The sequence below is a fragment of the Nocardia sp. PLKS1-43 genome (assembly GCF_059510335.1).
In genome coordinates, this window is the sequence record NZ_JCAJZQ010000015.1 from 35,891 (window position 1) to 62,664 (window position 26,774).

At 69.3% G+C, this 26,774-nt stretch carries 23 protein-coding genes; 7 read left to right on the forward strand and 16 right to left on the reverse strand.

Annotation, left to right across the window (positions count from 1 at the left end):
* Nucleotides 1–22 precede the first annotated feature (22 nt).
* A complete protein-coding gene (locus AC5WS7_RS34790) occupies nucleotides 23–1,336 on the forward strand; it encodes an MFS transporter (RefSeq protein WP_495958883.1) in 1,314 nt (437 codons plus the stop codon).
* A 39-nt stretch (nucleotides 1,337–1,375) separates the two neighbouring features.
* Here AC5WS7_RS34790 and AC5WS7_RS34795 read toward each other — a convergent pair whose 3' ends face one another.
* Genes AC5WS7_RS34795 through argC form a run of 6 tightly spaced genes read right to left on the reverse strand, consistent with a single transcriptional unit; the run spans nucleotide 1,376 to nucleotide 7,318 of the window.
* The gene (locus tag AC5WS7_RS34795) at nucleotides 1,376–1,900 is read right to left on the reverse strand and encodes an arginine repressor (protein WP_495958884.1); all 525 of its coding nucleotides are present in this window, start codon (nucleotides 1,898–1,900) and stop codon (nucleotides 1,376–1,378) included.
* Nucleotides 1,901–1,913: 13 nt separating this feature from the next.
* A complete protein-coding gene (argF, locus tag AC5WS7_RS34800) occupies nucleotides 1,914–2,858 on the reverse strand; it encodes an ornithine carbamoyltransferase (RefSeq protein ID WP_495958885.1) in 945 nt (314 codons plus the stop codon).
* Entirely contained in the window at nucleotides 2,855–4,063 is a 1,209-nt protein-coding gene (locus tag AC5WS7_RS34805) for an acetylornithine transaminase (protein WP_495958886.1), read from the reverse strand. Before AC5WS7_RS34805 ends, argF begins: the two co-directional genes overlap by 4 nt.
* Entirely contained in the window at nucleotides 4,060–5,025 is a 966-nt protein-coding gene (gene argB / locus AC5WS7_RS34810) for an acetylglutamate kinase (RefSeq protein WP_495958887.1), read from the reverse strand. Before argB ends, AC5WS7_RS34805 begins: the two co-directional genes overlap by 4 nt.
* Nucleotides 5,022–6,227: a bifunctional glutamate N-acetyltransferase/amino-acid acetyltransferase ArgJ gene (argJ, locus tag AC5WS7_RS34815; RefSeq protein WP_495958888.1), complete on the reverse strand. Its 1,206-nt coding sequence runs from the start codon at nucleotides 6,225–6,227 to the stop codon at nucleotides 5,022–5,024. Before argJ ends, argB begins: the two co-directional genes overlap by 4 nt.
* Nucleotides 6,224–7,318: an N-acetyl-gamma-glutamyl-phosphate reductase gene (gene argC, locus AC5WS7_RS34820; RefSeq protein WP_495958889.1), complete on the reverse strand. Its 1,095-nt coding sequence runs from the start codon at nucleotides 7,316–7,318 to the stop codon at nucleotides 6,224–6,226. Before argC ends, argJ begins: the two co-directional genes overlap by 4 nt.
* Before the next feature lie 92 nt (nucleotides 7,319–7,410).
* Between argC and AC5WS7_RS34825 the strand changes: the two genes are divergently transcribed.
* The gene (locus AC5WS7_RS34825) at nucleotides 7,411–7,893 is read left to right on the forward strand and encodes a MarR family winged helix-turn-helix transcriptional regulator (protein WP_495958890.1); all 483 of its coding nucleotides are present in this window, start codon (nucleotides 7,411–7,413) and stop codon (nucleotides 7,891–7,893) included.
* Nucleotides 7,894–7,950: 57 nt separating this feature from the next.
* Nucleotides 7,951–9,294: an FAD-dependent oxidoreductase gene (locus AC5WS7_RS34830; RefSeq protein ID WP_495958891.1), complete on the forward strand. Its 1,344-nt coding sequence runs from the start codon at nucleotides 7,951–7,953 to the stop codon at nucleotides 9,292–9,294.
* Nucleotides 9,295–9,306: 12 nt separating this feature from the next.
* Here AC5WS7_RS34830 and AC5WS7_RS34835 read toward each other — a convergent pair whose 3' ends face one another.
* The 4 genes from AC5WS7_RS34835 to AC5WS7_RS34850 are packed head-to-tail and all read right to left on the reverse strand — an operon-like array spanning nucleotide 9,307 to nucleotide 14,335.
* Nucleotides 9,307–10,767 carry a GntP family permease gene (locus AC5WS7_RS34835; protein ID WP_495958892.1) on the reverse strand — a complete coding sequence of 487 codons (1,461 nt, stop codon included), beginning with the start codon at nucleotides 10,765–10,767 and terminating at the stop codon, nucleotides 9,307–9,309.
* Between the two features lie 7 nt (nucleotides 10,768–10,774).
* Entirely contained in the window at nucleotides 10,775–11,422 is a 648-nt protein-coding gene (locus AC5WS7_RS34840) for a bifunctional 4-hydroxy-2-oxoglutarate aldolase/2-dehydro-3-deoxy-phosphogluconate aldolase (RefSeq protein WP_495958893.1), read from the reverse strand.
* Complete coding sequence (locus tag AC5WS7_RS34845; RefSeq protein WP_495958894.1) at nucleotides 11,419–13,044, reverse strand: N-acyl-D-amino-acid deacylase family protein; 1,626 nt, start codon at nucleotides 13,042–13,044, stop codon at nucleotides 11,419–11,421. The genes AC5WS7_RS34840 and AC5WS7_RS34845 overlap by 4 nt, the downstream gene beginning before the upstream one ends.
* Nucleotides 13,045–13,057: 13 nt before the next feature.
* Entirely contained in the window at nucleotides 13,058–14,335 is a 1,278-nt protein-coding gene (locus AC5WS7_RS34850) for a type III PLP-dependent enzyme domain-containing protein (protein ID WP_495959023.1), read from the reverse strand.
* Between the two features lie 128 nt (nucleotides 14,336–14,463).
* On the opposite strand from AC5WS7_RS34850, the gene AC5WS7_RS34855 reads away from it, so the two are divergent.
* Genes AC5WS7_RS34855 through AC5WS7_RS34865 form a run of 3 tightly spaced genes read left to right on the forward strand, consistent with a single transcriptional unit; the run spans nucleotide 14,464 to nucleotide 16,720 of the window.
* A complete protein-coding gene (locus AC5WS7_RS34855) occupies nucleotides 14,464–15,534 on the forward strand; it encodes a sugar kinase (RefSeq protein ID WP_495958895.1) in 1,071 nt (356 codons plus the stop codon).
* Entirely contained in the window at nucleotides 15,531–16,316 is a 786-nt protein-coding gene (locus tag AC5WS7_RS34860) for an IclR family transcriptional regulator (RefSeq protein WP_495958896.1), read from the forward strand. Before AC5WS7_RS34855 ends, AC5WS7_RS34860 begins: the two co-directional genes overlap by 4 nt.
* Entirely contained in the window at nucleotides 16,313–16,720 is a 408-nt protein-coding gene (locus AC5WS7_RS34865; protein ID WP_495958897.1) for a RidA family protein, read from the forward strand. The genes AC5WS7_RS34860 and AC5WS7_RS34865 overlap by 4 nt, the downstream gene beginning before the upstream one ends.
* A gap of 6 nt (nucleotides 16,721–16,726) precedes the next feature.
* Here the strand turns inward: AC5WS7_RS34865 and AC5WS7_RS34870 are convergent, their stop codons facing one another.
* From AC5WS7_RS34870 to pheS, 6 genes are all read right to left on the reverse strand, one after another.
* The gene (locus AC5WS7_RS34870) at nucleotides 16,727–17,767 is read right to left on the reverse strand and encodes a hypothetical protein (protein ID WP_495958898.1); all 1,041 of its coding nucleotides are present in this window, start codon (nucleotides 17,765–17,767) and stop codon (nucleotides 16,727–16,729) included.
* Nucleotides 17,768–17,800: 33 nt separating this feature from the next.
* Nucleotides 17,801–18,295: a hypothetical protein gene (locus tag AC5WS7_RS34875; protein ID WP_495958899.1), complete on the reverse strand. Its 495-nt coding sequence runs from the start codon at nucleotides 18,293–18,295 to the stop codon at nucleotides 17,801–17,803.
* 80 nt (nucleotides 18,296–18,375) lie between these two features.
* A complete protein-coding gene (locus tag AC5WS7_RS34880) occupies nucleotides 18,376–19,164 on the reverse strand; it encodes an alpha/beta hydrolase (RefSeq protein WP_495958900.1) in 789 nt (262 codons plus the stop codon).
* Between the two features lie 33 nt (nucleotides 19,165–19,197).
* Nucleotides 19,198–19,986, reverse strand: coding sequence for a L,D-transpeptidase family protein (locus AC5WS7_RS34885; protein ID WP_495958901.1), 789 nt, complete (start codon nucleotides 19,984–19,986; stop codon nucleotides 19,198–19,200).
* Nucleotides 19,987–20,202: 216 nt separating this feature from the next.
* Entirely contained in the window at nucleotides 20,203–22,704 is a 2,502-nt protein-coding gene (gene pheT, locus AC5WS7_RS34890; RefSeq protein ID WP_495958902.1) for a phenylalanine--tRNA ligase subunit beta, read from the reverse strand.
* A 73-nt stretch (nucleotides 22,705–22,777) separates the two neighbouring features.
* Nucleotides 22,778–23,947 carry a phenylalanine--tRNA ligase subunit alpha gene (gene pheS, locus AC5WS7_RS34895; RefSeq protein WP_495958903.1) on the reverse strand — a complete coding sequence of 390 codons (1,170 nt, stop codon included), beginning with the start codon at nucleotides 23,945–23,947 and terminating at the stop codon, nucleotides 22,778–22,780.
* Between the two features lie 122 nt (nucleotides 23,948–24,069).
* Here pheS and AC5WS7_RS34900 point away from each other — a divergent pair, with 122 nt between their 5' ends.
* Nucleotides 24,070–26,751, forward strand: coding sequence for an ATP-dependent RNA helicase (locus AC5WS7_RS34900; protein WP_495958904.1), 2,682 nt, complete (start codon nucleotides 24,070–24,072; stop codon nucleotides 26,749–26,751).
* Nucleotides 26,752–26,774: the final 23 nt, after the last annotated feature.

The window sequence follows — 26,774 nt, forward strand, 5'->3', positions numbered from 1 at the left end:
GCACCTGGAAACGAGTTACCCCGTGACGATCGACGACGATCCCGCACCGGCCGCCTCCCGCAACGCCTCGGCACCCCCGTTGACCTCGGCACAACGCCGCGCGTTCTGGGGTTCGTTCGGCGGCTGGGCGATGGACGGTTTCAACTGGACCGTCTTCGGACTGGTGCTCGCGCCCACGATGACCGAACTCCTGCCGCGCGCCGGTATCGCCGCGACGTCCGCGAATATCGGCTGGTACGGCCAGATCAGCGCGGCGCTGTTCCTGCTCGGCTGGGGTTGTTCGGCGATCTGGGGACCGCTGGCCGATCGCTTCGGCCGGATGCCCGCGATGACGGCCTCCATCGCGATGTACGGGGTGTTCACCGCGCTGGCGGGCCTGGCCACCGAACTGTGGGAGTGGAATGCCTTCCGCTTCCTGGCGGCCGTGGGCGTCGGAGGCGAATGGGCCATGGCGGGAACACTTCTGGCCGAGGTACTACCCGAGCGGGTACGCGCCCGGTTCGGCGGCCTCATGCATTCGGCCGCGTACATCGGCGTGCTGATCGTCTCGACGCTGTACCTCGCGGCCGGACCGCAGCTGGGCTGGCGGGGAATGTTCCTGATCGGCGGGATTCCCGCGTTGGCGGTCTTCGTCATTCGCCGTACCACACCCGAACCCGAACGCTGGCAACATGATTCGGCCGCACAGGAGCGAAAGTCGTTCCGGCAGCCGGTCGTCGGCGTGCTGACCCCGCCCTACCGGGCCCGTACCCTGGGCAACCTCGCGCTGTTGGTGGTCTGCGTGATCGGGCTGTGGGCCGGGTCGACCTACGTGCCCACCGCCGTCACCGACCTGGCACACCACGCGGGATACGGCTCGTCCGCGACGGTGCGGCTGGCCGGGATCTCCTCGATGACGGTGGCCGCGTTCACGATCATCGGCTGTGTGGTGATTCCGCGTCCGGCGAACCGATTCGGACGGCGCGCGACGCTGGCCGGGCTGTTCGTGCTGATGGCCGTCGGCGCGGTCGGGGTCTACGGGATCGCGTATCCGGCACACTCGATCGTGCTGACCTTCGTCTTCCTGCCGGTGCTCGGCCTGGGCGGGGCCAACTTCGCGATCTTCACCATCTGGCTGCCCGAGCAGTATCCGACCCGGATGCGCGCCACCGCCTTCGCGTTCACCACCACGCTCTCCCGCTGGTTCGCGGCCGCGGGCACATTCCTGATCGGATACGGCATCCATGCGAGCGGCTCGTTGGCCATCCCGCTCAGCGCGACCGCGGTCGTATTCCTGATCGGTATCGGCATGGTCGGTCTGGCCCCGGAGACCCGTGGGCAGGCGCTGCCGGACTGACCGAGCCGAATGACCCAGCGGCCCAACCGGTTCGGTCGTTCAGGCCCACTGCTCGATCTTCGCGGCCAGTTCCGCGCCGGTGAGTGGCTCGCGGGCGATCACCGCGATGGTGTCGTCCCCGGCGATGGTGCCGACGATCTCCGGCAGCGACGCGCGGTCGAGCGCACTCGCCAGGAAGTGCGCCGCGCCCGGTGGCGTGCGCAGAACCGCGATATTGCCGCTGTGATCGGTGGAGACCAGCAGGTCGCCGAGCAGTTTCGACAACCGGTCGGTGCCGCCGGTGACCCCGCGCACCGGACTGCCGTCCTCGGGGACGACATAGACGCCCGCGCCGCCGTCCGCGGCGCGCAGCTTCACCGCGCCGAGTTCGTCCAGATCCCGCGACAGCGTCGCCTGGGTGGTCTCGATACCATCCTCGGCCAGCAGTGCGGCCAATTCGGTCTGGCTGCGCACCGCGTGCCCGGACAGGATCTCCACGATGCGCTGCTGACGACCGGCACGCGTGCGAGCGGTCGCCGGGCCGGATCTGTTCGGCTCGACGCCCGCTCGATCCGCGGTACTCACGAACGTCTTCCAGTCACGATCGTCGCTCCTGCTCGCTCTTGCCCAGCAACCACACCAGCAGCGCCTTCTGCGCGTGCAGCCGGTTCTCCGCCTCGTCCCATACGACGCTGTGCGGACCGTCGATCACCTCGTCGGTGATCTCCTCCCCGCGATGCGCCGGAAGACAGTGCAGCACAACGGCGTCCGCGGCCGCATGTGACAGCAGCCCGGCGTTGACCTGGAACGGACGGAACGGGCCGACCCGGTCCAGGCCGTCGTTCTCCTGCCCCATCGAGGTCCAGGCATCGGTCACCAGGGCATCGGCGCCGGTGGCCGCGGCGACCGGGTCACCGGTGACCGCGACGCTCGCCCCGGTCTCCGCGGCGCGCTTGCGAGCGGCCTCGAGCACCCAGGCCGCGGGCTCGAAACCCGAAGGGGCGGCGATGGTCACGTTCAGGCCCGCGGTCACGCCGCCCAGCAGCAGCGAATGCGCCATATTGTTCGCGCCGTCGCCGAAATAGGCCAGGGTGCGACCGGCCAGACCGCCCTTGCGCTCGGTGAGGGTCAGCAGATCGGCCAGCACCTGGCAGGGATGGAATTCGTTGGACAGTGCGTTCACGACGGGAACCGTTGCGGCGGAGGCCATCTCGTCCAGCCGGGACTGCTCGAAGGTGCGCCACACGATCGCGTCGACGTAGCGCGAGAGCACCCGGCCGGTGTCCGCGAGGGTCTCCTCCCGGCCCAGCTGAGTGGTCCGGCCGTCGACCACCACCGCGTGCCCGCCGATCTGGGCGATGCCCATCTCGAAGGAGAACCGGGTCCGAGTGGAGTTCTTCTCGAAGATCACCCCGACCCCGCGCGGGCCCTCCAGCGGCCGCCGCGAGAACGGCGCTGCCTTCAGTTCCGCTGCCAGCGCCAGGATTTCGGCCTGTTCGGCCGGGCTGACGTCGTCGTCGCGTAGGAAGTGGCGGATGCTCACTTGTCCCCCTTCTCCAGGGTGGTGTGCTGCTCCAGGGCGGTGTCCAGGATGCCGGGCAGGTCCGACAGCAGGCTGCCGGCTTGAGTCTCGGTCAAGATCAGTGGCGGCGCCAGCCGGATGACGTCGGGCTTGGCCGGATTCACCAGATAGCCCTGCGCGCGGGCGGCCGATTCCACCTGCGCGGCAGCCGGGCGATTCAGCTGGATGCCGATCAGCAGGCCCGCACCGCGCACATGGTCGATCAGCGGATGTCCGAGCTCGTCGATGCCGTCGATCAGTTTCTTGCCGACCGTCTCCACGTTGTGCAGCAGATCGTCCCGCTCGATGGTGCGCAGCACGGCCAACGCCGCCGCGGCGCAGACCGGGTTACCGCCGAAGGTGGTTCCGTGCAGACCGGGGGTGAGCAGCTCCGCCGCGCGGCCCTGCGCGAGCACCGCGCCGATCGGCAGACCGCCGCCCAGTCCCTTGGCCAGGGTGATCACGTCGGGCACCAGACCCGCGGCCTGGTGCGCGTAGAAATGGCCGGTGCGGCCGATACCGGTCTGCACCTCGTCCAGGATGAGCAGCGCGCCGTGTTCGGCGGTGATCGCGCGGGCGGCGGCCAGATAGTCCGGCGGCGGCACCACGACCCCGCTCTCGCCCAGCATCGGCTCCAGGAATACCGCAGCGGTGTCCGAATCGACCACGGCGGCAAGGGCTTCCACGTCGCCGTAGGGGATGTGCCGCACACCCGGCGGCATCGGTTCGAACGGCGCGCGCTTGGACGGCTGGCCGGTCAGCGCGAGCGCGCCCATGGTGCGGCCGTGGAACGCCTCCTCGCAGGCGACGATCTTGGATCGCCCGGTCAGCCGCGCGATCTTGAACGCCGCCTCGTTCGCCTCGGTGCCCGAATTGCAGAAGAACGCCCGCCCCGCACCATCGCCGAAATGCGCCAGCAGCCGCTCGGCGAGTTCGAGCACCGGTTCGCTGGCATACAGGTTCGAGACGTGCCCGAGCGTGTTCAACTGCGTGGTCACCGCCTCGATGATCGCCGGATGGGCGTGCCCAAGGCTGTTCACCGCGATACCGCCGAGGAAATCGAGGTAGCGCTTGCCCTCGGCGTCGTAGAGTTCCGCGCCCGAACCACGCACCAGCGCGATCGCGGGCGTGCCGTAGTTGTTCATCAGCGAGGCGGACCAGCGCTGCCGAATGTCCTGAGTACTCATAGGTTTTCCGTGCCCTCCTGCGGCGCGTCGGCCGGCGGTGGGGTCGAAGGGGAGATCATCGTGCCGATCCCCTCCCCGGTGAACAGTTCCAACAAGACCGCGTGCGGCACCCGCCCGTCGATGACGTGCGCGCTCGGCACACCGCCGCGCACCGCGCGCAGACAGGCCTCCATCTTGGGCACCATGCCCGAATCCAGCGAGGGCAGCAGCTCGGCCAGCGCATCGGCATCGATATGCGTGGTCAGCGAGGACCGGTCGGGCCAATTCGTGTACAGCCCTTCGACATCGGTCAGCACGACCAGTTTCTCCGCGCCCACCGCGGCGGCCAGCGCTCCCGCGGCGGTGTCGGCGTTGACGTTGTGCACCACGCCGTCCACGTCGGGGGCCAGGGTCGACACGACCGGGATGCGGCCCGCCCGCACGATGTCCTGCACCGCGTCGGGATTCACCGCGGTGACATCGCCGACCAGTCCGATATCGGTTGTCTCACCGTCGATTTCGAGGGTGCGGCGGGTCGCGGTGAACAGCCGCGCGTCCTCACCGGAGATGCCGACCCCGTACGGGCCGTGCGCGTTGATCAGGCCGACCAGCTCCCGGCCGACCTGGCCGAACAACACCATGCGGGCGACGTCCAGCACCTCGGGTGTGGTGACCCGCAGGCCGCCGCGGAATTCGCCCTCCAGGCCCAGGCGCTTCAACATCGCGCTGATCTGCGGTCCGCCGCCGTGCACCACGATCGGATGTACGCCGACCGTGCGTAGGAAGACCATATCGGCGGCGAAGGCGCGTTTGAGGTCCTTGTCGATCATCGCGTTGCCGCCGTATTTCACCACCACGACGGTGTCCCGGAATTTTTGCAGCCAGGGCAGCGCGTCGGCGAGCACATGCGCCTTGTCCAGTGCGGAGAGTCCGGCCAGGGCGGCGGGAATCGATTGGCTCACAACGGGATCGGTCTCGTTCATGAGCTGTACGCCGAGTTCTCTTCCACGTACCCGTGCGACAGGTCCGTGGTGCGGATGGTGGCCTCGCCGTCGCCCAGATCCAGGTCGATCACGACGTGGATATCCGCGCCGGACAGATCGACATCCCGCGCGCCCGGCGCGCCCGTTCCGCCGACGCACACCGGACTCCCGTTGAACGACACCGAGATTCGATCGGGATCCAGCTCGATCGGCGCGATGCCGATCGCGGCCAGCACTCGGCCCCAGTTCGGATCCGAGCCGAAGAACGCGGTCTTGACCAGCGAATCGCGGGCGACCGCGCGGGCACCCGTCAGCGCCTGATCCTCGTCCACCGCGCCGCGCACGGTGACCAGCACCCGCTTGGTCACCCCCTCCGCGTCGGCCATGAGCTGCGCGGCCAGATCGTCACAGACGGCCAGAACCGCCGCGTCCAGGTCTTCCTGTGCGGGCGTGACCTCGCTCGCCCCGCTGGCCAGCAGCAGTACGGTGTCGTTGGTGGAGCACGAGCCGTCGACGTCGAGGCGGTCGAAGGTGCGCGAAGTCGCCTTGCGCAGAGCCGAATCCAGCTGCTCCGGCGTGGCCACGGCGTCGGTGGTCAGCACCACCAGCATGGTGGCCAGCGACGGCGCCAGCATGCCCGCGCCCTTGGCCATGCCGCCGATGTTCCACTTGTCGTGATGGTGGTACGCGGCTTCCTTCGGCACGGTGTCGGTGGTCATGATGGCGTGTGCGGCATCGGTTCCGCCGGATATCCCACCGGCCATCTCGTGCACGATCTCGGTCACACCCGGAATCACCTTGTCCATCGGCAGCCGGTCGCCGATCAAACCCGTCGAGCAGACCGCGATCTCGCCCGCGCCGGTCTCGGTTCCCCAGTTGCTCAACGCCTTCGCCAATTCCTCGGCGGTGGCGTGAGTGTCCTGGAAGCCGCCCGGTCCGGTGCAGGCGTTCGCACCGCCGGAGTTCAGGATCACCGCGCGCAAACGACCGCCGGTCAGCACCTGCTGCGACCACAGCACGGGCGCGGCCTTGACCTTGTTGCGGGTGAACACCCCGGCCGCCGCGCACTCCGGTCCCTCGTTGACGACCAGGGCCAGATCCGGTTTACCGCTCACCTTGATCCCGGCGGCGATCCCGGCCGCACGGAACCCCAGCGGGGCGGTCACGCCCTGGGTCCGGACCAATTTGTCGCTGGATGTCACGGTGCCACTCCTACGGTGGGGAGTCCGGCGGTCTCCTCGTAGCCGACCGCCAGATTCATCGATTGCACCGCGGCGCCCGCGGTGCCCTTGGTCAGGTTGTCGATCGCGCCGATGACGACCAGCAGGCCGGCGTCGGCGTCCACGGCGACCTGCAAGGTCACCGCGTTGGAACCGAGCACCGAACCGGTCTGCGGCAGTTGCCCTTCGGGCAGCAGATGGACGAAGGGCTCATCGGCGTAGGCCTTCTCGTAGACCGCGCGGGCCTGCGCGAGATCCACTCGCGTGGGCGCGGTGCAGGTGGCCAGGATGCCGCGCGGCATCGGCGCGAGGACCGGGGTGAACGAGACCGAGATATCGGCTCCGGCACAATCGAATTCGCGCCCCTCGGCGGCGCTCGCGGCCGCCGCCTTCAGATTCTGCGCGATCTCCGGGGTGTGCCGGTGCGCGCCGGCGATGCCGTAGGCGCGCACGGAACCCATCACCTCCGAACCCAGCAGCGCCACATCGGGTTTGCGGCCCGCGCCGGATGCTCCACTGACCGCGACGATGTTCACCGTCGGCTCGACGATTCCGGCGGCGACCGCCGGAGCCAGCGCCAGGGTGGACACCGTGGGGTAGCAGCCCGGCACCGCGATGCGGGTCGCGCCGCGCAACCGCTCGCGCGCGCCCGGCAGTTCGGGCAGACCGTAGGGCCAGCTGCCCGCGTAGGGTGTCTTGTAGTACTTCTCCCACACCGCCGCGTCGGTGAGCCGGAAATCCGCGCCGCAGTCGATGATCACGGTGGATTCGGGCAGTGCGGTGGCGATCGCCGCCGACTGGCCGTGCGGCAGGCCGAGGAAGACGATGTCGTGCCCGGCCAGGATCTCCGGCGTCGTCTCGGCCAGCACTCGATCGGCCAGGGGCAGTAGATGCGGCTGCGACTCCCCCAGCGGCGTGCCCGCGTTGGATCCGGCGGTCAGCGCCCCGATCTCGAGGCGCCCACTTCGGTACGCCGGATGCCCCAGCAGCAATCGCAGGACCTCACCGCCCGCGTATCCGCTCGCACCAGCCACCGCGACCCGCAGTACGGGCCCACTCGAGGTATCCGCCATGTGATGATTATGCACGATCATGCAATCCCATTCATAGCGGGGTCTGCGGGAAAATATTTGCTTCACGCGAACAAGTAATTTAGTGTTGTTTCATGCAAGCAAATAAGTCCCAGATCGCCGACCTGGTTCGCACCGTCTCCCAGTTCGCCGAGGCCAACCGGCAGGGACAGGCACGGATGTTCGACCCGGTCCGGCTGGGCGTCCTGCAGTTGGCCGTCGAGCACGGCCCGCTGCGGGCGGGCGAGGTCGCCGAGCGGCTGGACGCCCTGCCCTCCTCCATCACCCGGCACATCCGGGCGCTGGCCGAGGCCGAACTCGTGATCACCGAGCCGGACCCGGCGGATCGTCGGGCGGTCCTGCTGATCGCCACCGACGCCGGCCGCGCGGAGTTGCGGCAGTTCCTCGACGTCGGTGAGCAGGTCTTCGGCGCGGTGATCGCCGAATGGTCCGCCGAGGACGTGGTCACGCTGACCCGGTTGCTCACCCGGCTGACCGAGGACTGGGCGCGGCACGGGGCCGAGCAGCAGCAGGCCGCCCGCAAGCGGCACCGGCCGTTCGGCTGGAGCCAGGGCTGAGCTGCTCCGAAAACCGTTCTCCCTGTTGGTAATCGATCAGGAATGGAAGTGAACATCATGTCCGCCAATACATCTGTGCGGGTGCTCGTCGCCGGTGGCGGGATCGGCGGCCTGGCGCTGGCGCACGGGCTCCGCAAGGCCGGCATCGACGTCGCGGTGTACGAACGCGACCGGCACCGCACCGACCGGCTGCAAGGCTTCCGCATCCACATCAGCCCGCGCGGCAGCCGGGCCCTGCACGAACTACTGCCCGAACATCTCTACCGCGCGTTCGTCGAGCATTCCAACGCGGTCGAGTCCGAGATCGGATTCGGATTCGCCACCGAACAGATGAGTACCCTGCTCGAACTCGATCGCCAGACCATCGAAGGCAACCCGGCCGATGACGTCGATCGCAACTTCGGGGTCAGCCGCATCACCCTGCGCCAGGTCCTGCTGTCCGGCCTGGACGACGTGGTGCACTACGGCAAGGCCATCAGCGGATACACCCAACTGCCCGACGGCCGCGTCGAGGCCCGGTTCGCCGATGGCACAACGGCCTTGGGCGACGTCCTGGTCGGCGCGGACGGCGGCACCTCGCGCGTGCGCGCTCAACTGCTCCCGCACGCCCAGCGCGTCGATACCGGAATCGTGGCCATCTGCGGCAAATACATGCTGACCGAGCAGAGTCGCCGCCGCCTGGCACCCCGGCTGCAGACGGCGCCGGTCAGCATCATCCCACCCAGGGGGTGTGGCATGTTCGTCGCACCGCACGAATTCGGTTCCAGCGATGTGGCTTCCGGAACGATCGGCGGCAACGACGGTGCCGCGCAACTGTTCCCCGGCGCACTGTTCGACAACACCCGGCCCTATGTGCTGTGGAGCTACGCCGCGAAACGCAGCGACTACCCGGCCGATCTGGAAAGCTTGGCGCCCAGGGAACTTCAGGATCTCGCAGATCGGCTCACCGCCGACTGGTCGCCGCAGCTGCGCGAGCTGATCACCGGCTGCGACACCGAGACCGTCACCCTGTTGCCGATTCGCACCTCGGTTCCCGTCGGCCCCTGGGAGACGACCAACGTCACACTTCTCGGCGACGCGATCCACAGCATGACCCCGTTCCGAGGCATCGGGGCGAACGTCGCTCTGCGCGACGCCCAGGTGCTGACCGGCTCGCTCACCGCGGCGGCACGCGGTGAACGGCCACTGCTCCGAGCCCTGCACGAGTACGAGGCGCAGATGATCGGCTACGGCTTCGCCGCCGTACGCGCTTCCTTACAAGCCGCCGAGCAGTCCGTCTCGGACAGACGCGTCTCGCGCACCATGGCCCGCACGGTCTTCCGGGTGGCCGGTGCGCTGCCTCCGCTGAAGCGAAAGATGTTCGGCGGCATCGGCAGCGAACCGGAACCGGCGCAGCGGTAGGTCGGGCGCGGTTCAGCTCACCAGGGCGAACAGTATCGCCGCGACCGCGAAACTCACCACCGACAACACGGTCTCGAGCACACTCCAGGTCTGCAGGGTCTGTTTCACCGACAGATTGAAGAATTTCGAGATCATCCAGAAGCCGCCGTCGTTGACGTGGCTCAGAATGATCGAACCCGCCGCGATCGCCATGGCGATCAACGCCAACGAGATCTGCGAGTAGCCGTGCCCGGCGACCAGCGGGCCGACGATGCCACCGGTGGTGACGATCGCCACGGTGGCCGATCCCTGGGCGATGCGCAGACCGCAGCTGATGATGTAGGCGAGCAAGATCACCGGCAAACCGGCCTCGGACATGGTGTGCGCGAGCACTTTTCCGATGCCGGTGGCCGAGATGACCGCGCCGAAGAACGCGCCCGCACCGATGACCAGCAGCAGCATGCCCACGGGCCGTAGTGATTCGGCGGTCAGCACGCCCAGCTGCTGCACCGTCGAGCCCCGCCGCAGACCGAGGATGTAGAACGCGACCAGCACCGCGATCAACAGCGCGACAGCCGGATTGCCGAGAAATGTCAGCACCTCGAGCAGCGCGGACTTCGACTTCAGCAACTGGCTGCCGAAGGTCGCGCCCAGAATCAGCACCAGCGGAATCGCGATGATCGCTCCGATCAGTGCTACCGACGGGCGCCGAATCGCTTCGGCTTCGGCCAGTGCATCACCTTGTGCCGCGGCGTTGCGCGTGCCCCGTTCCGGTTCGGCGCCGTCGCCCGCGGGCCGCACCAGGAATTCCGCCGGAACGTCCACCACTACCCGCTTGCCGATGAAACTGCCCCAGACCAGGCCCGCCGCGATGAATCCCGGCAGGCCGCACACCAGGCCCATGATGATCAGCCAGCCCAGGCTGACCCCCATCAGCCCGCCGAGGGCCACCGGACCAGGATGCGGGGGAAGGAACGCGTGCGTCATGGACAGGCCGGCCACCATCGGCATCGCGTACAGCACCAGCGATCCACCGCCTCGCTTGGCCGCCACGTAGATCAGCGGGGCGAGGACGAAGATGCCGATATCGAAGAACACCGGGATACCGAAAATGAGACCGACCAACCCCATGGCGACGGGAGCGCCTTTGGGCCCGAACAGGTTCTGCAACTTCTCGGCCAGTACATCGGCGCCACCGGAACGTTCCAGGATCGCGCCGAGCACTGTGCCCAGGCCGATGATCACCGAAATATGTCCCAGAATCCCGCCGAATCCGGTCTCCAGCAGGGAATCCGAGGATTTCAGGGGCGTGCCGACGATCTTGGAGACCGGAAGTCCGGCCGCGAGCGCCAGGACCAGGCCGGTCAGTAGCAGGGCGATGAACGGCTCGAGTTTGAACCGGATGATCGCCACGAGCAGCACGACGATCGCCAGACCGCACAGTATCAGCAGTCCCGGTGTGGTGGTCCGCAGCCAGTCTACGGTGGCGGCCATACTTACCTCACTTCATGGATGAAACGAAAGATGCCGCCCGCGAGGCGATTTCGGACCATCGGCCCGCGGCGACATCGCCCGGTGCGACGACGTCGGTACCGGCCGTGACCGCCACCGCGCCATGCGCCAGGAATTCGGCGGCGTTACCGGCGTTGACACCGCCGGACGGGATGAACGCCGCATCGGGGAAAGGCCCCCGCAGATCCTTCAGATAGCCGGGTCCGAGCGCACGAGCGGGGAAGATCTTCACCGCCGCCGCACCCAGATCCAGCGCCGCCATCACCTCGCTGGGGGTGAACGCGCCCATCACGACCGGAATACCGTGTCGTGCGGCCACTTCCACGACGATCGGGCGCAGCCCCGGGGTCACCAGGAATGCGGCGCCGCTGTCGATTGCCCGCTCGGCCTGTTCGCCGGTGAGCACCGTGCCCGCGCCGACCACCGCATCCGGCACGGCCGATGCGGCGGTCAGTGCGTCCAGCACGCCCGGTGTCGTGAAAGTCAGCTCGACCGTGCGGATCCCGGCACCCGACAACGCCTCGGCCAAGGCGGCCGGATCGGGTATCGCCTCGGCACGCACGACAGTGAGCACCCGGTCGGCGCGGATCACCCGCATGGCCGTGCTCGACGGCGCCGCCGCCGGATCGAAAATCATTTGTTCCGTTCGCCTTTCACGTCGGTACCGCCAGGCGTCATGCGCAGCGCGCGCCCGGCGAGAGTTCCGGTGGGCATGCCGCCGTCGATCGCGAATTCACCGTTCACCAGCACGTGCGCGATCCCGCTCGCCGGTTGCTTGGGCTCCTCGAATGTCGCTGTGTCGCAGATCGTCTCGGGATCGAACAACACCAGATCCGCGGCGTACCCGGGGCGGATGAGGCCACGTTCGCGCAATCGAAGCCGCCGTGCGGGGCGTCCGGTCAGATGATGCACGCACTCCTCCAACCCCAGCACGCCCAGTTCGCGCACGTAACGGCCGAGGTATCGCGGAAACGCGCCCCACGCCCGCGGATGCGGCCGATCTCCGACGAGCAACGCGTCGGTGCCGCCCATGTGCCGGGCGTGCCGCATGATGGCGCGCACATTCTCCTCGTGCCCGACGTGTTGCAGGATCGTGGTGGCCAGGTCGTCCCGCAGCAGCAGCTCGAAGAAGGTCTCCACCGGAGAAACCCCCTCAGCCGCAGCGATATCCGCGATCGTCCGGCCGACGTACCGGCTCAGGCCGGGATTCGCGACGCCGCTGATCTGGATGGTCTCCCAGTCGACGGTGACTCCGTGGCAGCCATCCGAACCGCGCACGGTGACATCGGCGGTGATGCGCGACCGGTCATTCGGATCGGTCAGGCGCGATAGCGTCGCGTCCGGCCCGCCCGAGGACGCCCAGCTCGGCAACAGCGCGGACAAGGTGGTCGCCCCGGGCAGGTACGGGTAGGTGTCCAGGCTGATATCGCAACCCCGGTCCAGCGCGTCGTCGATCATGGCGAGCAATTCCGCCGCGCGCCCGGCGTTCACGCCGAAATTCATCGTGGCGTGGGTCAGGTGGACCGCGCAGCCGGTCGTGCGGGCCAGATCGATCATCTCGGCATAGGCGTCGAGCGCTCCGGCACCGTAGGATCGGGTGTGCGGCGCGTAGAAACCGTCCGCCGCCGCCACGACCTCGCACAGTGCCGCCAATTCGGCCGCGTCGGCGTACATTCCGGGCGGATAGGTCAGGCCGCTGGACATCCCGGCCGCTCCCTGCGCGAGTCCCTCGGCCAGGATCGCGCACATCCGGTCGATCTCCCGCGGCGTCGCCGGACGTTGTTCGGAGCCGACGACGAGCAGCCGCAGCGTGCCCTGCGGAACCAGATAGACCGCGTTGGGCGTGATCCCCGCGTCGAGCCGATCCAGATACTCCCCGACGGTGCGCCAGGAGAAGTTCAGGCCGGCGGGATTGCCGTTCCACCCGGCGATCTGACGACGCAGCACCGCCAGGGCGGTCGGGTCGACCGGTGCGTAGGACAGCCCGTCCTGCCCGATCACCTCGGTGGTGATGCCCTGACTGATCTTCGGGAAATGTCCCGGCTCGGTGAGCAGATGCAGGTCGGAGTGCGCGTGCATATCGATGAAACCCGGTGCCAGCGCGAGGTTCTCACCGTCGATGACCCGCTCGGCCCCGACGAGCGTGCCGGGGCCCGCGAGTTCGGTGATGCGTCCGCCCGCCACCGCGACATCACCACGGAAGCGGGGCGCACCCGTTCCGTCGACGATGTCGACTCCGCGAAACAGCAAGCTGCCCAATATATTCGCTGCCTCAGAAGAAGGTGTGCAGCAGGTCGACGACGCGCGGCCGGTCCGCGGCGGCGTCGTCGATCACCGGAATCAGCCGCCACTTGTCGAAGGCGGTACACGGATGCGAGAGCCCGAGCCGCACGACGCTGCCGATCGGTACCGCCCCGCCGGCGGGCAGACGCAGGAAGGCGTGCTGGTCGTTGAGCGCCGACACGTGTGCCCCCGCGGGCACATCCTCCTGCCCCTGGCCGCGCGAAACCCGTTGCGGTACCGGCATCCCCTCGTCGAACGGCAGGTCCCGTTTACCGGCGTCCAGCAGTGCGAGCCCCTCCTCCGGCCGCGAGACCGTGCGCGCCCAGCCGTGCATGGCCGAGCGCAGCGGGCGCTCGGCATGCTCGGCGCCCAGCGGCGAGATGCCGGCGTAGAAACCGTCGTCGTGGATGACGTACGCGCCCGAGCGCAGCACCACGGTGGTCGCCGGGCCACGCGAGCCGGTTTCGTCGGCCGATCCGGCGAGCCGATCGACCACCAGATCCTGATACGCACTGCCCCCGGCGGTGAGGATCGGCGGACGTTCGTAGAGTTCGGCGAGTTCGCGGTGCAGCCGGGCCAGGCTGTCGAGATAACCGCGCACCGCCGCGACGGCTCGATCCTCGCGGTCGTGTGCGAACGCTCCCTCGTATCCGCCGACGCCCGCGAGCTCGAGCCGCGCGGAGCGCCGCACCGCCGCCGCGACGGCCAGCGCTTCGCGCACATCGCGCGCGCCGGTGCGTCCACCGGGGCCGCCCAATTCGACCAGCACCGCCACGCGCACCCCCTCGGGCGCGTCGGCCAGATGCCGGTCCATCGTCTCGACCGTTGCCACACTGTCCACCCAGCTGTGGAATTCGAATTCCGGGTCGCGGGCGAGTTCGGCTGCGAGCCAGCGCAATCCGGCGGGGTCGACCAGCGCGTTGGCCAGCAGGATCCGGGCCACGCCGAACGACCGCGCCACCTGCGCCTGCCAGCCGGTGGCCAGCGTGATACCCCAGGCTCCGGCCGCGAGCTGCTCACTCCACAGCTGCGGAGACATGGTCGTCTTGCCGTGTGGGGCGAGCCGCATTCCGGCCGAGGCGGCCCAGTCGGCCATCAGCCGCGCGTTCGAGTCCAACGCGCCACGGTCCATGGTCAGCACCGGCGTCTGGAGATCATCGAGATGAGGTGTGCCGGAGAGGAATTCGCGCACGGTTCGGCCCCATGCCGACGGCGGCAGCGATTTGTGTTCCGGCCCCAGAACCCGCTCGTGCAGGGCCGCGACCATCGCGGTGTCGATGGGCGGTGCGCCGACGTTCGCCACGACACTCCTCTGATCAAATTCATACAATCAAGCTATTGCGTAATATGCAACGCAAATTGCATATTGTGTTGACACTGGTTATTCTGCACACGATGTCCGATTCCCGCAAGCGCACGGAGGAGATGAGTGTGATCCGTCCTATGCCGCCCCGAATACGGGCGGCCACGGTGGGCGAGGGACTCGCCGTACTCGTCGCGCGACCCGGCCCGCTCGAGGACTCCGCCGACTTCGAGCGCTCCGCGGGCGGAGCGGAGGTGAACGTCGCGACCGTTCTGACCCAGCTGGGGATCGGCACGGCGTGGATATCCCGAGTCGGCCGAGACGGGTTCGGCCGCTATCTGATTCGTCATCTGAGCGAGCGGGGGGTCGACACCTCCGCGGTCCACGTCGACCCCGCCCGACCCACGGGCCTGTACGTCAAGGAGCGCGGCGGCGGTTCGGCACTGCCTACCGACCTGGCCGCGGGTGCGAGCCGAATGCTGTACTATCGCAGCGGATCCGCCGCCAGCGCCCTGTCCCCCGACGACCTGACCGCCGCCGCCGAAGTACTCGCGCCCTGCGAGCTGATCCATTTCACCGGCGTCACCACCGCACTGTCCCCGTCGGCGACCGAACTCACCGATGCGATTCTCGCGCTGCCCAGGCATGGCCGATTGATCAGCTTCGACCTGAATTTCCGTCCGGCACTGTGGATCCGGCGCGGCGAGGAGCCGGCGGACGTGCTGGCCCGGCAGATCCGCGCCGCCGATGTGGCCTTCCTGGGAGCCGACGAGGCGCAGGAGGTCTTCGGCACCGGCGATCCCGCCCGGCTGCGCGAGATGTTCCCGCAGCCGAGACATCTGGTGGTGAAGAACAGCGGACATTCGGTCACCGGATTTCTCGGGGACGATCGGTGCGAGGCCCCGGCACTTCGCCTGCGGGTGACCGAGGCCATCGGTGCGGGCGACGCCTTCGCCGGCGGCTACCTGGCCGCGCTGTTGCAGGGCCGTCCGCACGAGCAGCTGCTGCGTTACGGGCACCTGTGCGCGGCCGCCGCACTCACCGGCACCGGCGACGTCGCCGAGCTGCCGCCTGCGAGCGCACTCGAAACTTGGGCCGCCGCAACGCCTTGCGCGTGGGCCGCACTGCGGTACGCCCCGAGCGCCGAGGTGGAGGCGTCGTGAGCCAGAGCCTGCAACGCGCGCTGACCATCCTGGTCGAACTCGGCGAGGACCCCAGAACGCTGGACCAATTGGCGGCCAGACTGGAGGTGCACAAATCGACCGTGCTGCGGCTGCTGCAGACCATGGAGGCCGACCGCTTCGTCACGCACGACACCGGCCACCGCTACACGCTCGGCTCACGACTGTTCGAACTGGCCAATCACGCACTCGAACGCCGTGACGTGCGCAGCCTGGGCCGCCCGCACCTGGAAGCGCTCAATGCCGACACCGGGCAGACGGTGCACCTGGCGACCTACGAGTCCGGCGAGGCGATCTACATCGACAAACTCGACGCCACCCAGAGCGTGCGGATGTACTCACGGGTCGGCCGCCCGGCGCCGCTGCACTGCACCGCCGTCGGCAAGGTGCTGGTCGCCGCCCACCCGCGCGCGCAGTGGCGGGCCATCGCCGAGCGACTGGACTACCATCCGTTCACCGACCGCACCATCCGCACCCCCGAGCGATATCTCGACGAGCTGGAACACGTTGCGGCCCAAGGGTTCGCCGAGGACCACGAGGAACACGAGAGTTTCGTCAACTGCGTCGCGGCGCCGGTTCGCGACGGCACCGGCGCGGTCGTGGCCGCGCTCTCGGTCTCGGTACCGGATGTGCTCCTGGACCACGAGCAGGTGCTCGGCCTGCTGCCGCGGGTCCGGGCCACGGCCCAGGCCATCTCCGCCGAGCTCGGCTGGACCCCGCGAACCGATCCCCGCCCGTCCGATCATCCGAAAGGCACACCGTGAGCGAGAAAACCGCCGTCCGAACCACCGAGGCTCCCGCACCGGCGCACACCTTCTCTCAGGGGGTTCGCAAAGGCCCGTTCGTCCAGGTCTCCGGTCAGGGCCCGGTCGACCCGGCCACCGGCGAATATCTCCATCCGGGCGATGTCGCCGCCCAGACGACGCGCACCCTGCGGAATGTCCGGGCGATCGTGGAAGCGTCCGGAGCCACCTTCGACGATGTGGTGATGCTCCGGGTCTACCTCACCGAGCAGGAGAACTTCGCCGCCATGAACGAGGCATACGGCGAATTCGTTCGCGAACACACTCCCGGCGGCGTTCTCCCTTGCCGCACAACGGTTTTCACCGGCCTACCGCGGACGGAGATGCTGGTGGAGATCGACGCGTTCGCGATCGCCACCGGCTAGCGGGACTCAGGCGGTGATCTCGCCGAGAATCCCCAGCACCGCGTCGGAGGTGTAGAACGGCTCGAGGCGCGCACGGATCAGGCCGGCCAGCACGCCGTTCTCCTTGGCCGCCTCGATCACCCCGGGGCCGTAGCGCAGGATCTCGGTGCGGATGTCTTCCTCGGACAACCCCAGCTCCGGCAGCAGACCCGCCAGGGTGTGAGCGCCGTATTTGGTGAAGAACACCTCCACGCATTCGTCCAGTAGCAGGCCGAAGTACTCCTTGTCGCGCGTGGTGAGCGCGATCCGGTGCACGATCTGCGCGAGCTCGCGCACATCCTGCTGGCTCAGATATTCGCGCAGGCCGCTGACCGGTTCGCCCGCGTGCAGATCCCAGAACTCCATCGCGGCACTGTGTACCGGCGCATTGCGCAACATCTCGCGAATCGCGTTGTTGGTGCGCTTGAGCGCGAAAAGCGCTCCCTTACCGGCCATCTCACCGATGAACGTGCCGTCCGTGGCCTTCTCCGCGGCCTTGCGCGCCGATTTGGCGGCCGAGGTGCCGAACGAGACCAGCGATCCCACGCCCGGAATCTTCGAGGCCATCTGCCGATTGGACTCCATGAAGTCATCGATGAGCCGGTCGACGAATTTGGCCGCGACGGTGGCGACGAGCGGACTCTCGGTGAGCCGCTCGAGCAGACGCTCCTGCGCCTGGTGCATGCCGAAGACCTTCTCCAGCAACGCTTCCACCGGTTCGCGATCCACCACGTCGCCGAGGGTGTAGTCCGCGTTGCGCGCGATGTTGTCGTAGATCGCGTCGGCGAACACCCCGACCGAATCCCCGATCGCCGGACCGCCGCCGATCCGGTCCACGACCACCCGCAACGTCCGCTTCGCATCCTCGACGGTGACCACGTCGCGAAAGACGATGGTGTCGGCCAGCTCGAGCACCGTGGCCACATCCCGGCCGACCACCTCGGTGAACCGGTCGCCGGTCACCTCCGCGAGAATGAAGTCGACTTGCGCGTCGAGCAGTCGCTCGGCGATCTCGCGCGGCTGGGCCATCGGTACCCCTAGTTCGTTCCCTGGCCCGCCCGATCAGCCGGGATCGTTGCGGTGCAACGATTTCCGGATCTCGTCCAGGCGCTCTCGCGCGGATTTCGACCGCGCCTGCCACTGTTCCTGCACACTGCGGCCCGCCCGGGTCTGCCGATCGAGTTCGCCCATGCCCTGCGCGTTGCCGAAGCGTCGCTCGACCTTATCGCGAACCGACTCGAAAGTAGGGGCGCCGGATTCGGAATATCCGCCGATATCGGACACCGAGGTCGGCGGCACCGGTACGACGGGCGCCGAACCCCGCTGGTCGTACGAGGTCGGCACACCGGGCGCGCTCGGCGGCGCGACGGGATCGGTGGGCGAACTCACATCCGGATCCCAGGCCATATGACCGCTCTCGGCGGACAGTTCGGCCGCCACCAGATGTAGCTGCGCGAGGCCGGGCCGCCCGGCGGTCGCCGCGAGCACCACCGCGAGCAGGTCCTCGTCCGGCAATGCCGCGAGCAACTCCGCCAGATCATCCACCGGATCGGTCACGATTCCCACCTCACAGACACTCGGTCACGACATATCCCCAGGTTACGTACTTCGACCGAGCGCGGCATCCGGGGGAACGATCAGACCGGGGGCGGATCGGCCACGGCCGGCCGGGCAAGGACCGAACGCACCCAGTCCGCCACAGTCTGAGCCCAGCCCGGAATCACGATCAGATCGTTGTGGCCGGCTCCGGGATAGATGTGCAGCCGTTTGGGCTCGGGCGCGGCCGCGAACAGTTCGTGTCCCATTCGCACGGGCAGCAGTTCGTCCTGATCGCCGTGCATGATCAGCACCGGCGCACGCAACGAGCGGATCCGGTGCAGACTCGGGAAGGCGTCGGGCACAAGCAGTCTCGGGATATAAGGATAGACCGCGCCCGCCGCGTCGCGCAGGCTGGTGAAGGTGGACATGAGAACCAGTGCGGCGGGCGGATATCGGGTCGCCAATTCCGTCATCACTCCGCCGCCCAGCGATTTACCCAGGTACACAACATGATTCGGATCCACCCCGGGACGGGCGAGCAGCGCGTCACGCGCGGCGCGGGCGTCCAGATACATCCCGCGTTCGCCGGGATGTCCTGCGCTGCGGCCGAATCCGCGATAGTCGAACACGAGCACATCGAAGCCGGCTGCCGCCAGCAGGGCCAGCACCGGTGACCGATCGCCGATATTGCCGGCGTTACCGTGGGCGAACAGGATGTGGCCCAACGGATTCGCCGCGCGCACGAACCATCCGTTGATCAATGTGCCGTCCGCGGCGGTGAAGTAGAGGTCCTCGTACTCGAGCCCGAATCGCTCGGGCGTCACCGTGATCTCCCGCACTGGCAGGAAGGTCAGGGCGTTGAGGAACGGCGTCGCCGGGTGTCGCATATATCCCTCCTGCCCGAATCGATGGCGGACGAATCAACGGTAGCCGATGGTGATGTCCGGACGGCGGCTCGGATCGAGCCATTTCAGCAGCGCGACCACCGCGTTGCGCGGCGTCTCCACACACCCCTGCGACGGGATTCCGGCGTCCACGTGGACGAAGAAAGCCGATCCCGCGCCCGCCCGAACCGGCGCGGTGTTGTAGCCGATCACGATCGCGTAGTCGTAGCTCGTGCCGGCCCGGCCCAGATTCTCTCCGTCCTTCTCGTCGAACGGGCAGGTGCCGGGCGCGCAGTGCTGGTAGGTGTTGTACTGCGGGCTGTTCGGATCGCTGACCCACCAGTCGCTGTCGCCGATCTGCCGATAGGGCATCCGCGTCCCCGGATTCGCCTGCCGCCCGAATGCCGAGGGCAGCCCGAACGTGCCGATCGGCGTGCGGTTCAAACCCTCGTGTGTCTGCCCGACCCCCTGGGTGCCGACCCGAACCGTCACGGGCGCAAGGGCACTGGTCCAACCGTTGCCCGAGCGCTGCCAGGCCTGCAACGAGCCGGTCGTACCACCGGGCCCCGCCACCAGCACCGTCACCAGCTGATCGGTCCCGGCGGGCGGCGCGGGCACGCCCGCCGGAAGGCCGGCATTCCCGCCGTCGTAGTTCACCGGCTGCTCGGCGGCCCGGGTAGCCGGCACCGCACTGGATGCCGGGACCACACTCGTCGGCGACGGAGCGTGACCCGCCGTCCGCGCCTGCTGTCCGCAACCGGCCGCCAGCAGCACGAGCGCGGCGGCCGGCACGGCGCGACGCAGGAGATTCCGGGACACACTCATCGGCCGAGCTTAACCGGCGAGGATCACAAGACCCACGTCACGACGGAATTGCCCGTGTTCAGTGCGACGTCCGCGGGCGGCGAGCCGGTCCCGCCGCCCGCGCCGACCGGGGCCCCACGTTCGCGCAGGACCCCCGCCCGAGTGGGACAACTCGCACCCGAGCCGAACCAGCACCGCCTCGAGCGGCCACGGTCCGCGCCTCGCGGCCGAGGAGGATCAGGCGCGCAGCACGGCCCCGACCGACGCCGCGGCCGCCTCGACCGCCGCGTCGCGGGCGGCACTGGCCTCGTCCTCGGTCAGGGTGCGGTCAGGGGCGCGGAAGCGCAGGGCGTAGGTGAGCGATTTGCGGCCCACACCGGCCTGTGCGCCCTCGTAGACGTCGAACAGGGCGATATCCTCGAGCAGATCGCCCGCACCGGAGCGCAGCGCCGCTTCGAGGGCAGCGGCGGGGATCGAACGCTCGACACTCACCGACACGTCCTGCAGCACCGCCGGGAACGGGGAAATCCTCGGGGCCGGACGAGATTCGCGCAGCGGGAGTGCGTCCAGGTCCAATTCCAGCGCGCAGGTACGCGGCGGCAGGCTCGCACGCTCGAGCACCGCGGGATGCAATTCGCCCGCGTGGCCGACGACCCGGCCGTCCACGACCAATTCGGCGCAGCGGCCCGGATGGAACGGCAGGTAGGCCGCGGCCCGGCGCTCGATCCGCACTCCGGCGGCATCGGCCACCGCGTCGGCGAGCGCGAAGGCGTCGGCGGCCTCCACGGCCCGGCCCGCACCCCACGGACCGCGCGGTTCGCGACGTCCGGTGAGCACCGCGGCGACATGCACCGGCTGTGCGGGCAACGATTCGATCAGCTCGGCGATCTGCTCGTCGGTGGGCCGCCGATCCACCGGCAGTTCGGCGACCGGACGGGTCTTCGGTCCGGGCAGCACCACCTGTTCGATGCCGTAGATCGACAGATCGCGTTCGCCGCGAGAGATGTTGCGCGCGGCCACTTCCAGCAGTCCGGGCAGCAGGGTCGTGGCCAGTTCGGCCCGTTCGGCATCCAGCGGGTTGAGCACGCGCATGGTCACCCGGCGGACGTCCTCGGCGTCCAGACCCCACAGGTCGAACGTCCCGGCCTGCAGGAAGATCGACACCGGCACTTCGACGCAGCCGGAGAAGGCCAGGGCGCGGCTGACCGCGCGACGGCGGCGCTGCGCGGGCGTGAATCCCCGCCCCGCGGGCGCGGTCGGCAGTACCGAAGGAATCTGTTCCAGGCCCTCGAGCCGCAGCACCTCCTCGACCAGATCGGCGGGCTGCACCAGATCGGGACGCCAGCTCGGCGGGGTCACGACGAGCTGACCGTGCCCGCTCTCGCTGACGTCGACCTCGACCGCGCAGCCGATCTGCGCCAGTCGCCGCGCGGCCGTTCCGGTCGGGTAGCTCACCCCCGCGGTGCGGTCGGGCAGGTCCAGATCCATCCGGATCGGTGTCACCTCCGGCACCGGCAGGCGCACGTCGGTCAGCGCGGATTCGACTGTGCCACCGGCGATCTCGGCGAGCAACGAGGCCGCGCGATCGAGTGCGGCGACATTCACCTCGGGGTCCACCACCCGCTCGTAGCGGCGCCCCGCCTCGGACACCAGCTTGTGCCGGCGCGCGGTGCGGTAGACCGCGAGCGGGTTCCAGGTGGCCGCCTCGAGCAGGATGTCGGTCGAAGCCGAACTCACCTCGGTCGACGCGCCGCCCATGATCCCGGCCAGCGATACGACCCCCGAATCGTCGGCGATGACGGTGTCCGCGCTGTCCAGGACCCGCTCGGCCTCGTCCAGGGTGCGCAGCGTCTCGCCCTTGTTGGCGCGCCGGATCACCAGTGGCCCGGTGACTTTCGCCGCGTCGAAGGCGTGCAGCGGCTGACCGAGCTCGAGCATCACATAGTTGGTGACATCGACCGCAGGCGAGATGGGCCGCACTCCGGCCAGCAGCAGCCGTCGCTGCAACCACCACGGGCTGACCGCGGACGGATCGATGCCGGTGACCCGCCGCGCCGCGAAACGAGTACAGCCGGACTCGGGTTCGACCCGCACCGACCACGCCTCGGCCGCATCGTCGGGCAGGGTGCGCACCGCCGGGTCGGCGTACTCCAGATCGAACCCGCAGGCGAGTTCGCGGGCCAGGCCGCGCACCGAGAAGCAGTAGCCGCGGTCGGGGGTGATGTTGAGTTCGATCACCGTATCGTCCAGGCCCAGCAGCTCGTTCGCGTCGGCGCCCGGCTCGGCGGTCCCCGGCTCGAGCACCAGGATGCCCGAATGATCCTTGCCGATACCGAGTTCGGCGACCGAGCAGATCATGCCGTTGGAGACGTGCCCGTAGGTCTTGCGCGAGCTGATCTGGAACCCGCCGGGCAGCACACCGCCGGGAAGCACCACCACGACCAAGTCGCCGACCGCGAAATTCCTTGCACCGCAGACGATCTCCTGCAGTTCCGGCCTGCCCACGTCGACCTTGCAGAACCGGATCGGCTTCTTGAACTCGGTCAGCTCGGTGATCTCGGCGACCCGGCCGACCACCAGCGGATGTTCCAGGTCACCGGTGACCGGCTCGAGCTCGTCGAGCTCCTCGACCTCCAGACCGACCCGGACGAAGCCCGCATCGAGCTCCTCCGGCGTCACCGACCATTCGGGGGTGGTGCGCTGCAGGATTTCCGTCAGCCAGGACTGCGCTACTCGCACTGGTCTTTTCGCTTTCTCGTGTGCCCGTCTCTCGCGGGTTCGTATGGTGTGCGGGGTGGTGCGACCTACCGGGTCAGGACTGGATGCCGAAGGGCAGGGTGAACCGCACGTCGCCCTCGACGATGTCGCGCATATCAGGAATTCCGTTGCGGAACTGCAAGGTTCGCTCGAGGCCCATGCCGAAGGCGAAACCGCTGTACACCTCGGGGTCGATTCCACTGGCGATCAATACCTTCGGATTGACCATGCCGCAGCCGCCCCACTCGACCCAGCCGGCCCCGCCCTTCTTGTCCGGGAACCACACGTCCACCTCGGCGGAGGGCTCGGTGAACGGGAAGTAGTTGGGCCGCATCCGAGTTCGCGTCTCGGGCCCGAACAGTGCCCGCGCGAACGCGTCCAGCGTGCCGCGCAGGTGGGCCATGGTCAGGCCCTTGTCCACGGCGAGACCCTCGACCTGGGAGAACACCGGGGTGTGCGTGGCGTCGAGTTCGTCGGTGCGGAAGGTGCGGCCCGGGCACACCACGTAGATAGGCAGTTCACGCGAGAGCAGCGAGCGCACCTGTACCGGCGAGGTGTGCGTGCGCAGGACCTGGCGCGAGCCCTCGGCGTCCGAGGCGTCGGAGGCCCCCTCGCCGGAAGTGAACCGCGCGAGGTGGAAGGTGTCCTGCATGGTGCGTGCGGGGTGATCGGGCAGGAAGTTCAGCGCATCGAAGTTGAAGTGCTCGGTCTCGACCTCGGGCCCCTCGGCCACCTCCCAGCCCATGCCCACGAAGACATCGGCGACCTGTTCGGAGATGACGGTGATCGGATGGCGCGCGCCGACCGGGGCACGCCGGGCCGGAAGCGTCACGTCGATCGCCTCGGCGACCAGCACCGCCGCATCGCGCTCGGCGAGCAGTTCGGCCCGGCGCGCCTCGAACGCCTCGCTCACTCGCGTGCGCGCGACGTTGACGCGCTTACCCGCGTCGGCCTTGTCCTGTTTGGGCAGGCTGCCCAGTGATCGCTGGGCCAGCGAGATCGGCGACTTGCCGCTCATGTGCTCGGTCTTCGCGGCCGCGAGCGAGTCCAGATCCGCGGCCGCGGCGAAAGCCTTCTCCGCCGCTTCTGCCGCGGCGCTCAGCGATTCCTCGCTCAGTCCCGCCTGCGATGCCGGATCCTGGTCGGCTCGTGCGTTGTCCTCGGCCACGATGGTTCGTCTCTCCCCTTGGTTCGGGTCTGTACTCACATGGGTCTGCACTGACATTGTTGCTGGTCGAATCGTAAGCGATTCGATCGGCCCGGTTCACGGCCTTTTCCCGGCCTCGCGGAGAGTGCGCATCCGGCTCGTTGGCGTGCGATGTCCCCGGCCCGGCACACTGGTCGGCGATGGAATTGCCCGAACTTCCCGATCTGCCCGTCCGCGAGGCCCTCGGCCGCATCGTCGAGACGCTGGCGCAGCGCGAGACCGCCGTCCTGGTCGCCCCGCCGGGTACCGGAAAGACCACGCTGGTACCGCTCGCGTTGGCCGCCGGGACGACCGGCCGGGTGCTGGTGGCCGAACCGCGGCGCCTGGCCGCACGGGCAGCGGCCGCGCGGATGGCCGCGCTGCTGGGCGAACCGGTCGGCCGGACGGTCGGTTATTCGGTGCGCGGCGACCGGCGGGTGAGTGCGCGAACCCGGATCGAGGTGGTCACCTCCGGGTTGCTGGTGCGGCGGTTGCAGAGCGATCCCGAACTCGCCGGCGTGGACGTGGTCGTCCTGGACGAATGTCACGAACGTCATCTGGACGCGGATCTGCTGCTGGCCCTGCTGCTCGACGCGCGGGCCGGGCTGCTACCGGATCTGCGGGTGCTGGCCACCTCGGCCACGGTTGCCGCGGACCGGCTCGCGGACCTGCTCGGCGGCCCCGCACCCGCACCGATCCTCGAGGTGCGGGTGCGGGCCTATCCGGTGGATGTCGCGTATCTCCCGGCTCTGCCGCGCGAGCGAACCGAAGCCCAGGTGGCCCGCGCCACCCGCACCGCGCTCGACGAGACGTCCGGTGACGTTCTGGTCTTCCTTCCCGGTGCGGCCGAGATACGCCGGACCACCCAGCTGCTGTCCGATCTGCGCGACGTCGACGTGCTCGCCCTGCACGGCAGGCTCTCGACCGCGGGACAGGACGCCGCGCTGCGTCCCGGGCCGCGCCGCCGGGTCGTACTGGCCACGGCGGTCGCCGAATCCAGCCTGACGGTGCCGGGCGTGCGTGCGGTGGTTGATTCCGGCCTTGCCCGGGTGCCGCGGATCGATCGCGGTCGCGGACTGTCCGGCCTTGCGACGGTTCGGGTTTCGGCGGCGGTCGCCGAACAGCGGGCCGGGCGCGCCGGTCGGCAGGGGCCGGGCCGGGCCTGGCGATGCTGGCCCGAGAACGAGCATTCCACCCTGTCCGCCTATCCCGAACCGGAGATCCGCACGGCGGATCTGACCCGTCTGGCGCTCGAACTGGCCTGCTGGGGCACGCCGGACGGGCGCGGTCTGGCCTGGTGGGACGATCCGCCGCCCGGCGGGCTGGCCGCGGGCCGAGAGGTATTGCGCACGCTGGGCGCGGTGGACGCGAGCGGCACGGTGACCGACCGCGGTCGCCGGCTGGCCCGGGCAGGCCTGCATCCGCGACTGGCTCGCGCGCTGCTGGACGGCGCGGCGGAGGTCGGCGCGCGGACGGCAGCGGAAGTGGTCTCGCTACTGGACGACGAAACACTCGCGGCCACAACAGATCTCGCCGCAGGACTACGCGATGTGCGGCGGCAGCGCCCGGACCGCTGGCGGCGTGAAGTCGAGCGGCTGACCCGGCTCGCGACCGAGATCGCAGTGCCCGCCGAACGCGGTTCGCCGTCCCGGAGCGCCGCACCCGCCGTGCCGAACTCGCGGGTCCGGCCGGCGGGCGCCGTGCCGGATGCCGACGATGGGGCGCCGCGCAGCGGGCAGCGGCGCAATCAGGGCGCGAGCCGGGCCGCCGGAGTCGGCGGCACCGGCGCCCGCCGCTCCGGCGAGACCGAGCAGCCGAACCGGACCGAAGACAGGTCGCAGCGGGATGCGACCGGCCCGGGCGGGACCGACGCCGCGGCACTCGTCGTTGCGCTCGCCTTCCCGGAACGTCTCGCCCGGCGACGCGGCGCGGGGTCGTCCAGCTACCTGATGGCCGGCGGCACCGCGGTGACGTTGCCGCCCGGTTCCGGGCTCGGCGACGCGGAATGGCTCGCGGTCGCGGCGGCGACCCGGGATCCGGGCCGAGCCGAGGGACGGATCCGCGCGGCCGCCGTCGCCGACGAGCAACTCGCCCGCGAGGCCGCACCGAATCTGTGCACCATCGAGGACGAGGTGGACTGGCTCGACGGCGATGTCGTCGCCCGCCGGGTCGAGCGACTCGGCGCGATCACGCTGTCCGAGAGACCACTTCGCGACCCCGGCACAAGGATGCGGTCCGCGGCAGTACGTTCCGGGCTCCGATCGACCGGACTTGCTCTGCTGCACTGGAATTCGGAGGCGGTCGGCCTGCGGAACCGGCTGGGCTTCCTGCACCGGACCCTGGGCGCTCCGTGGCCCGATGTCGACGACGATGCGCTGCTCGCCGACCTCGACGCGTGGCTGGGTCCCGAACTGGCCACCGCCCGCCGGCGCGCCGATCTCGAACGCATCGACGCCGGACAGGCCCTGCGCCGCCTGTTGCCCTGGCCCGAAGCGACCCGGCTGGACGAACTCGCACCCGACCGCATCATGGTGCCCTCCGGCAGCACACCGCGCCTGGACTACACGGCAGATCCGCCGGTCCTGGCGGTGAAGGTGCAGGAGGTCTTCGGCTGGACCGACACGCCCCGCCTCGCCGACGGCCGGGTACCGGTCCTGCTGCACCTGCTCTCACCGGCCCAACGCCCGGTCGCGGTCACCGCCGATCTGGCCTCGTTCTGGCGGACCGGCTGGCCCCAGGTCCGCGCCGACCTGCGCGGGCGCTACCCCAAGCATTCCTGGCCCGAGGATCCCGGCACCGTCACCGCGCATCGCGGCACCGCACGCAATGCGGGCCGCGCCTGAACCGCACACGGCTCGATCGCACC

What these genes read in the sequence shown, in the direction of transcription:
- AC5WS7_RS34855 (WP_495958895.1), top strand. Translation starts at nt 14,464, where the DNA reads ATGTCCGATTCCCGCAAGCGCACGGAGGAGATGAGTGTGATCCGTCCT.
- AC5WS7_RS34880 (WP_495958900.1), bottom strand. Translation starts at nt 19,164, where the DNA reads ATGCGACACCCGGCGACGCCGTTCCTCAACGCCCTGACCTTCCTGCCA.
- AC5WS7_RS34900 (WP_495958904.1), top strand. Translation starts at nt 24,070, where the DNA reads ATGGAATTGCCCGAACTTCCCGATCTGCCCGTCCGCGAGGCCCTCGGC.
- AC5WS7_RS34850 (WP_495959023.1), bottom strand. Translation starts at nt 14,335, where the DNA reads ATGGTCGCGGCCCTGCACGAGCGGGTTCTGGGGCCGGAACACAAATCG.
- AC5WS7_RS34830 (WP_495958891.1), top strand. Translation starts at nt 7,951, where the DNA reads ATGTCCGCCAATACATCTGTGCGGGTGCTCGTCGCCGGTGGCGGGATC.
- AC5WS7_RS34825 (WP_495958890.1), top strand. Translation starts at nt 7,411, where the DNA reads ATGCAAGCAAATAAGTCCCAGATCGCCGACCTGGTTCGCACCGTCTCC.
- argB (WP_495958887.1), bottom strand. Translation starts at nt 5,025, where the DNA reads ATGAACGAGACCGATCCCGTTGTGAGCCAATCGATTCCCGCCGCCCTG.
- pheS (WP_495958903.1), bottom strand. Translation starts at nt 23,947, where the DNA reads ATGTCAGTGCAGACCCATGTGAGTACAGACCCGAACCAAGGGGAGAGA.
- AC5WS7_RS34885 (WP_495958901.1), bottom strand. Translation starts at nt 19,986, where the DNA reads ATGAGTGTGTCCCGGAATCTCCTGCGTCGCGCCGTGCCGGCCGCCGCG.
- AC5WS7_RS34835 (WP_495958892.1), bottom strand. Translation starts at nt 10,767, where the DNA reads ATGGCCGCCACCGTAGACTGGCTGCGGACCACCACACCGGGACTGCTG.
- argC (WP_495958889.1), bottom strand. Translation starts at nt 7,318, where the DNA reads ATGGCGGATACCTCGAGTGGGCCCGTACTGCGGGTCGCGGTGGCTGGT.
- AC5WS7_RS34805 (WP_495958886.1), bottom strand. Translation starts at nt 4,063, where the DNA reads ATGAGTACTCAGGACATTCGGCAGCGCTGGTCCGCCTCGCTGATGAAC.
- AC5WS7_RS34870 (WP_495958898.1), bottom strand. Translation starts at nt 17,767, where the DNA reads ATGGCCCAGCCGCGCGAGATCGCCGAGCGACTGCTCGACGCGCAAGTC.
- AC5WS7_RS34840 (WP_495958893.1), bottom strand. Translation starts at nt 11,422, where the DNA reads ATGATTTTCGATCCGGCGGCGGCGCCGTCGAGCACGGCCATGCGGGTG.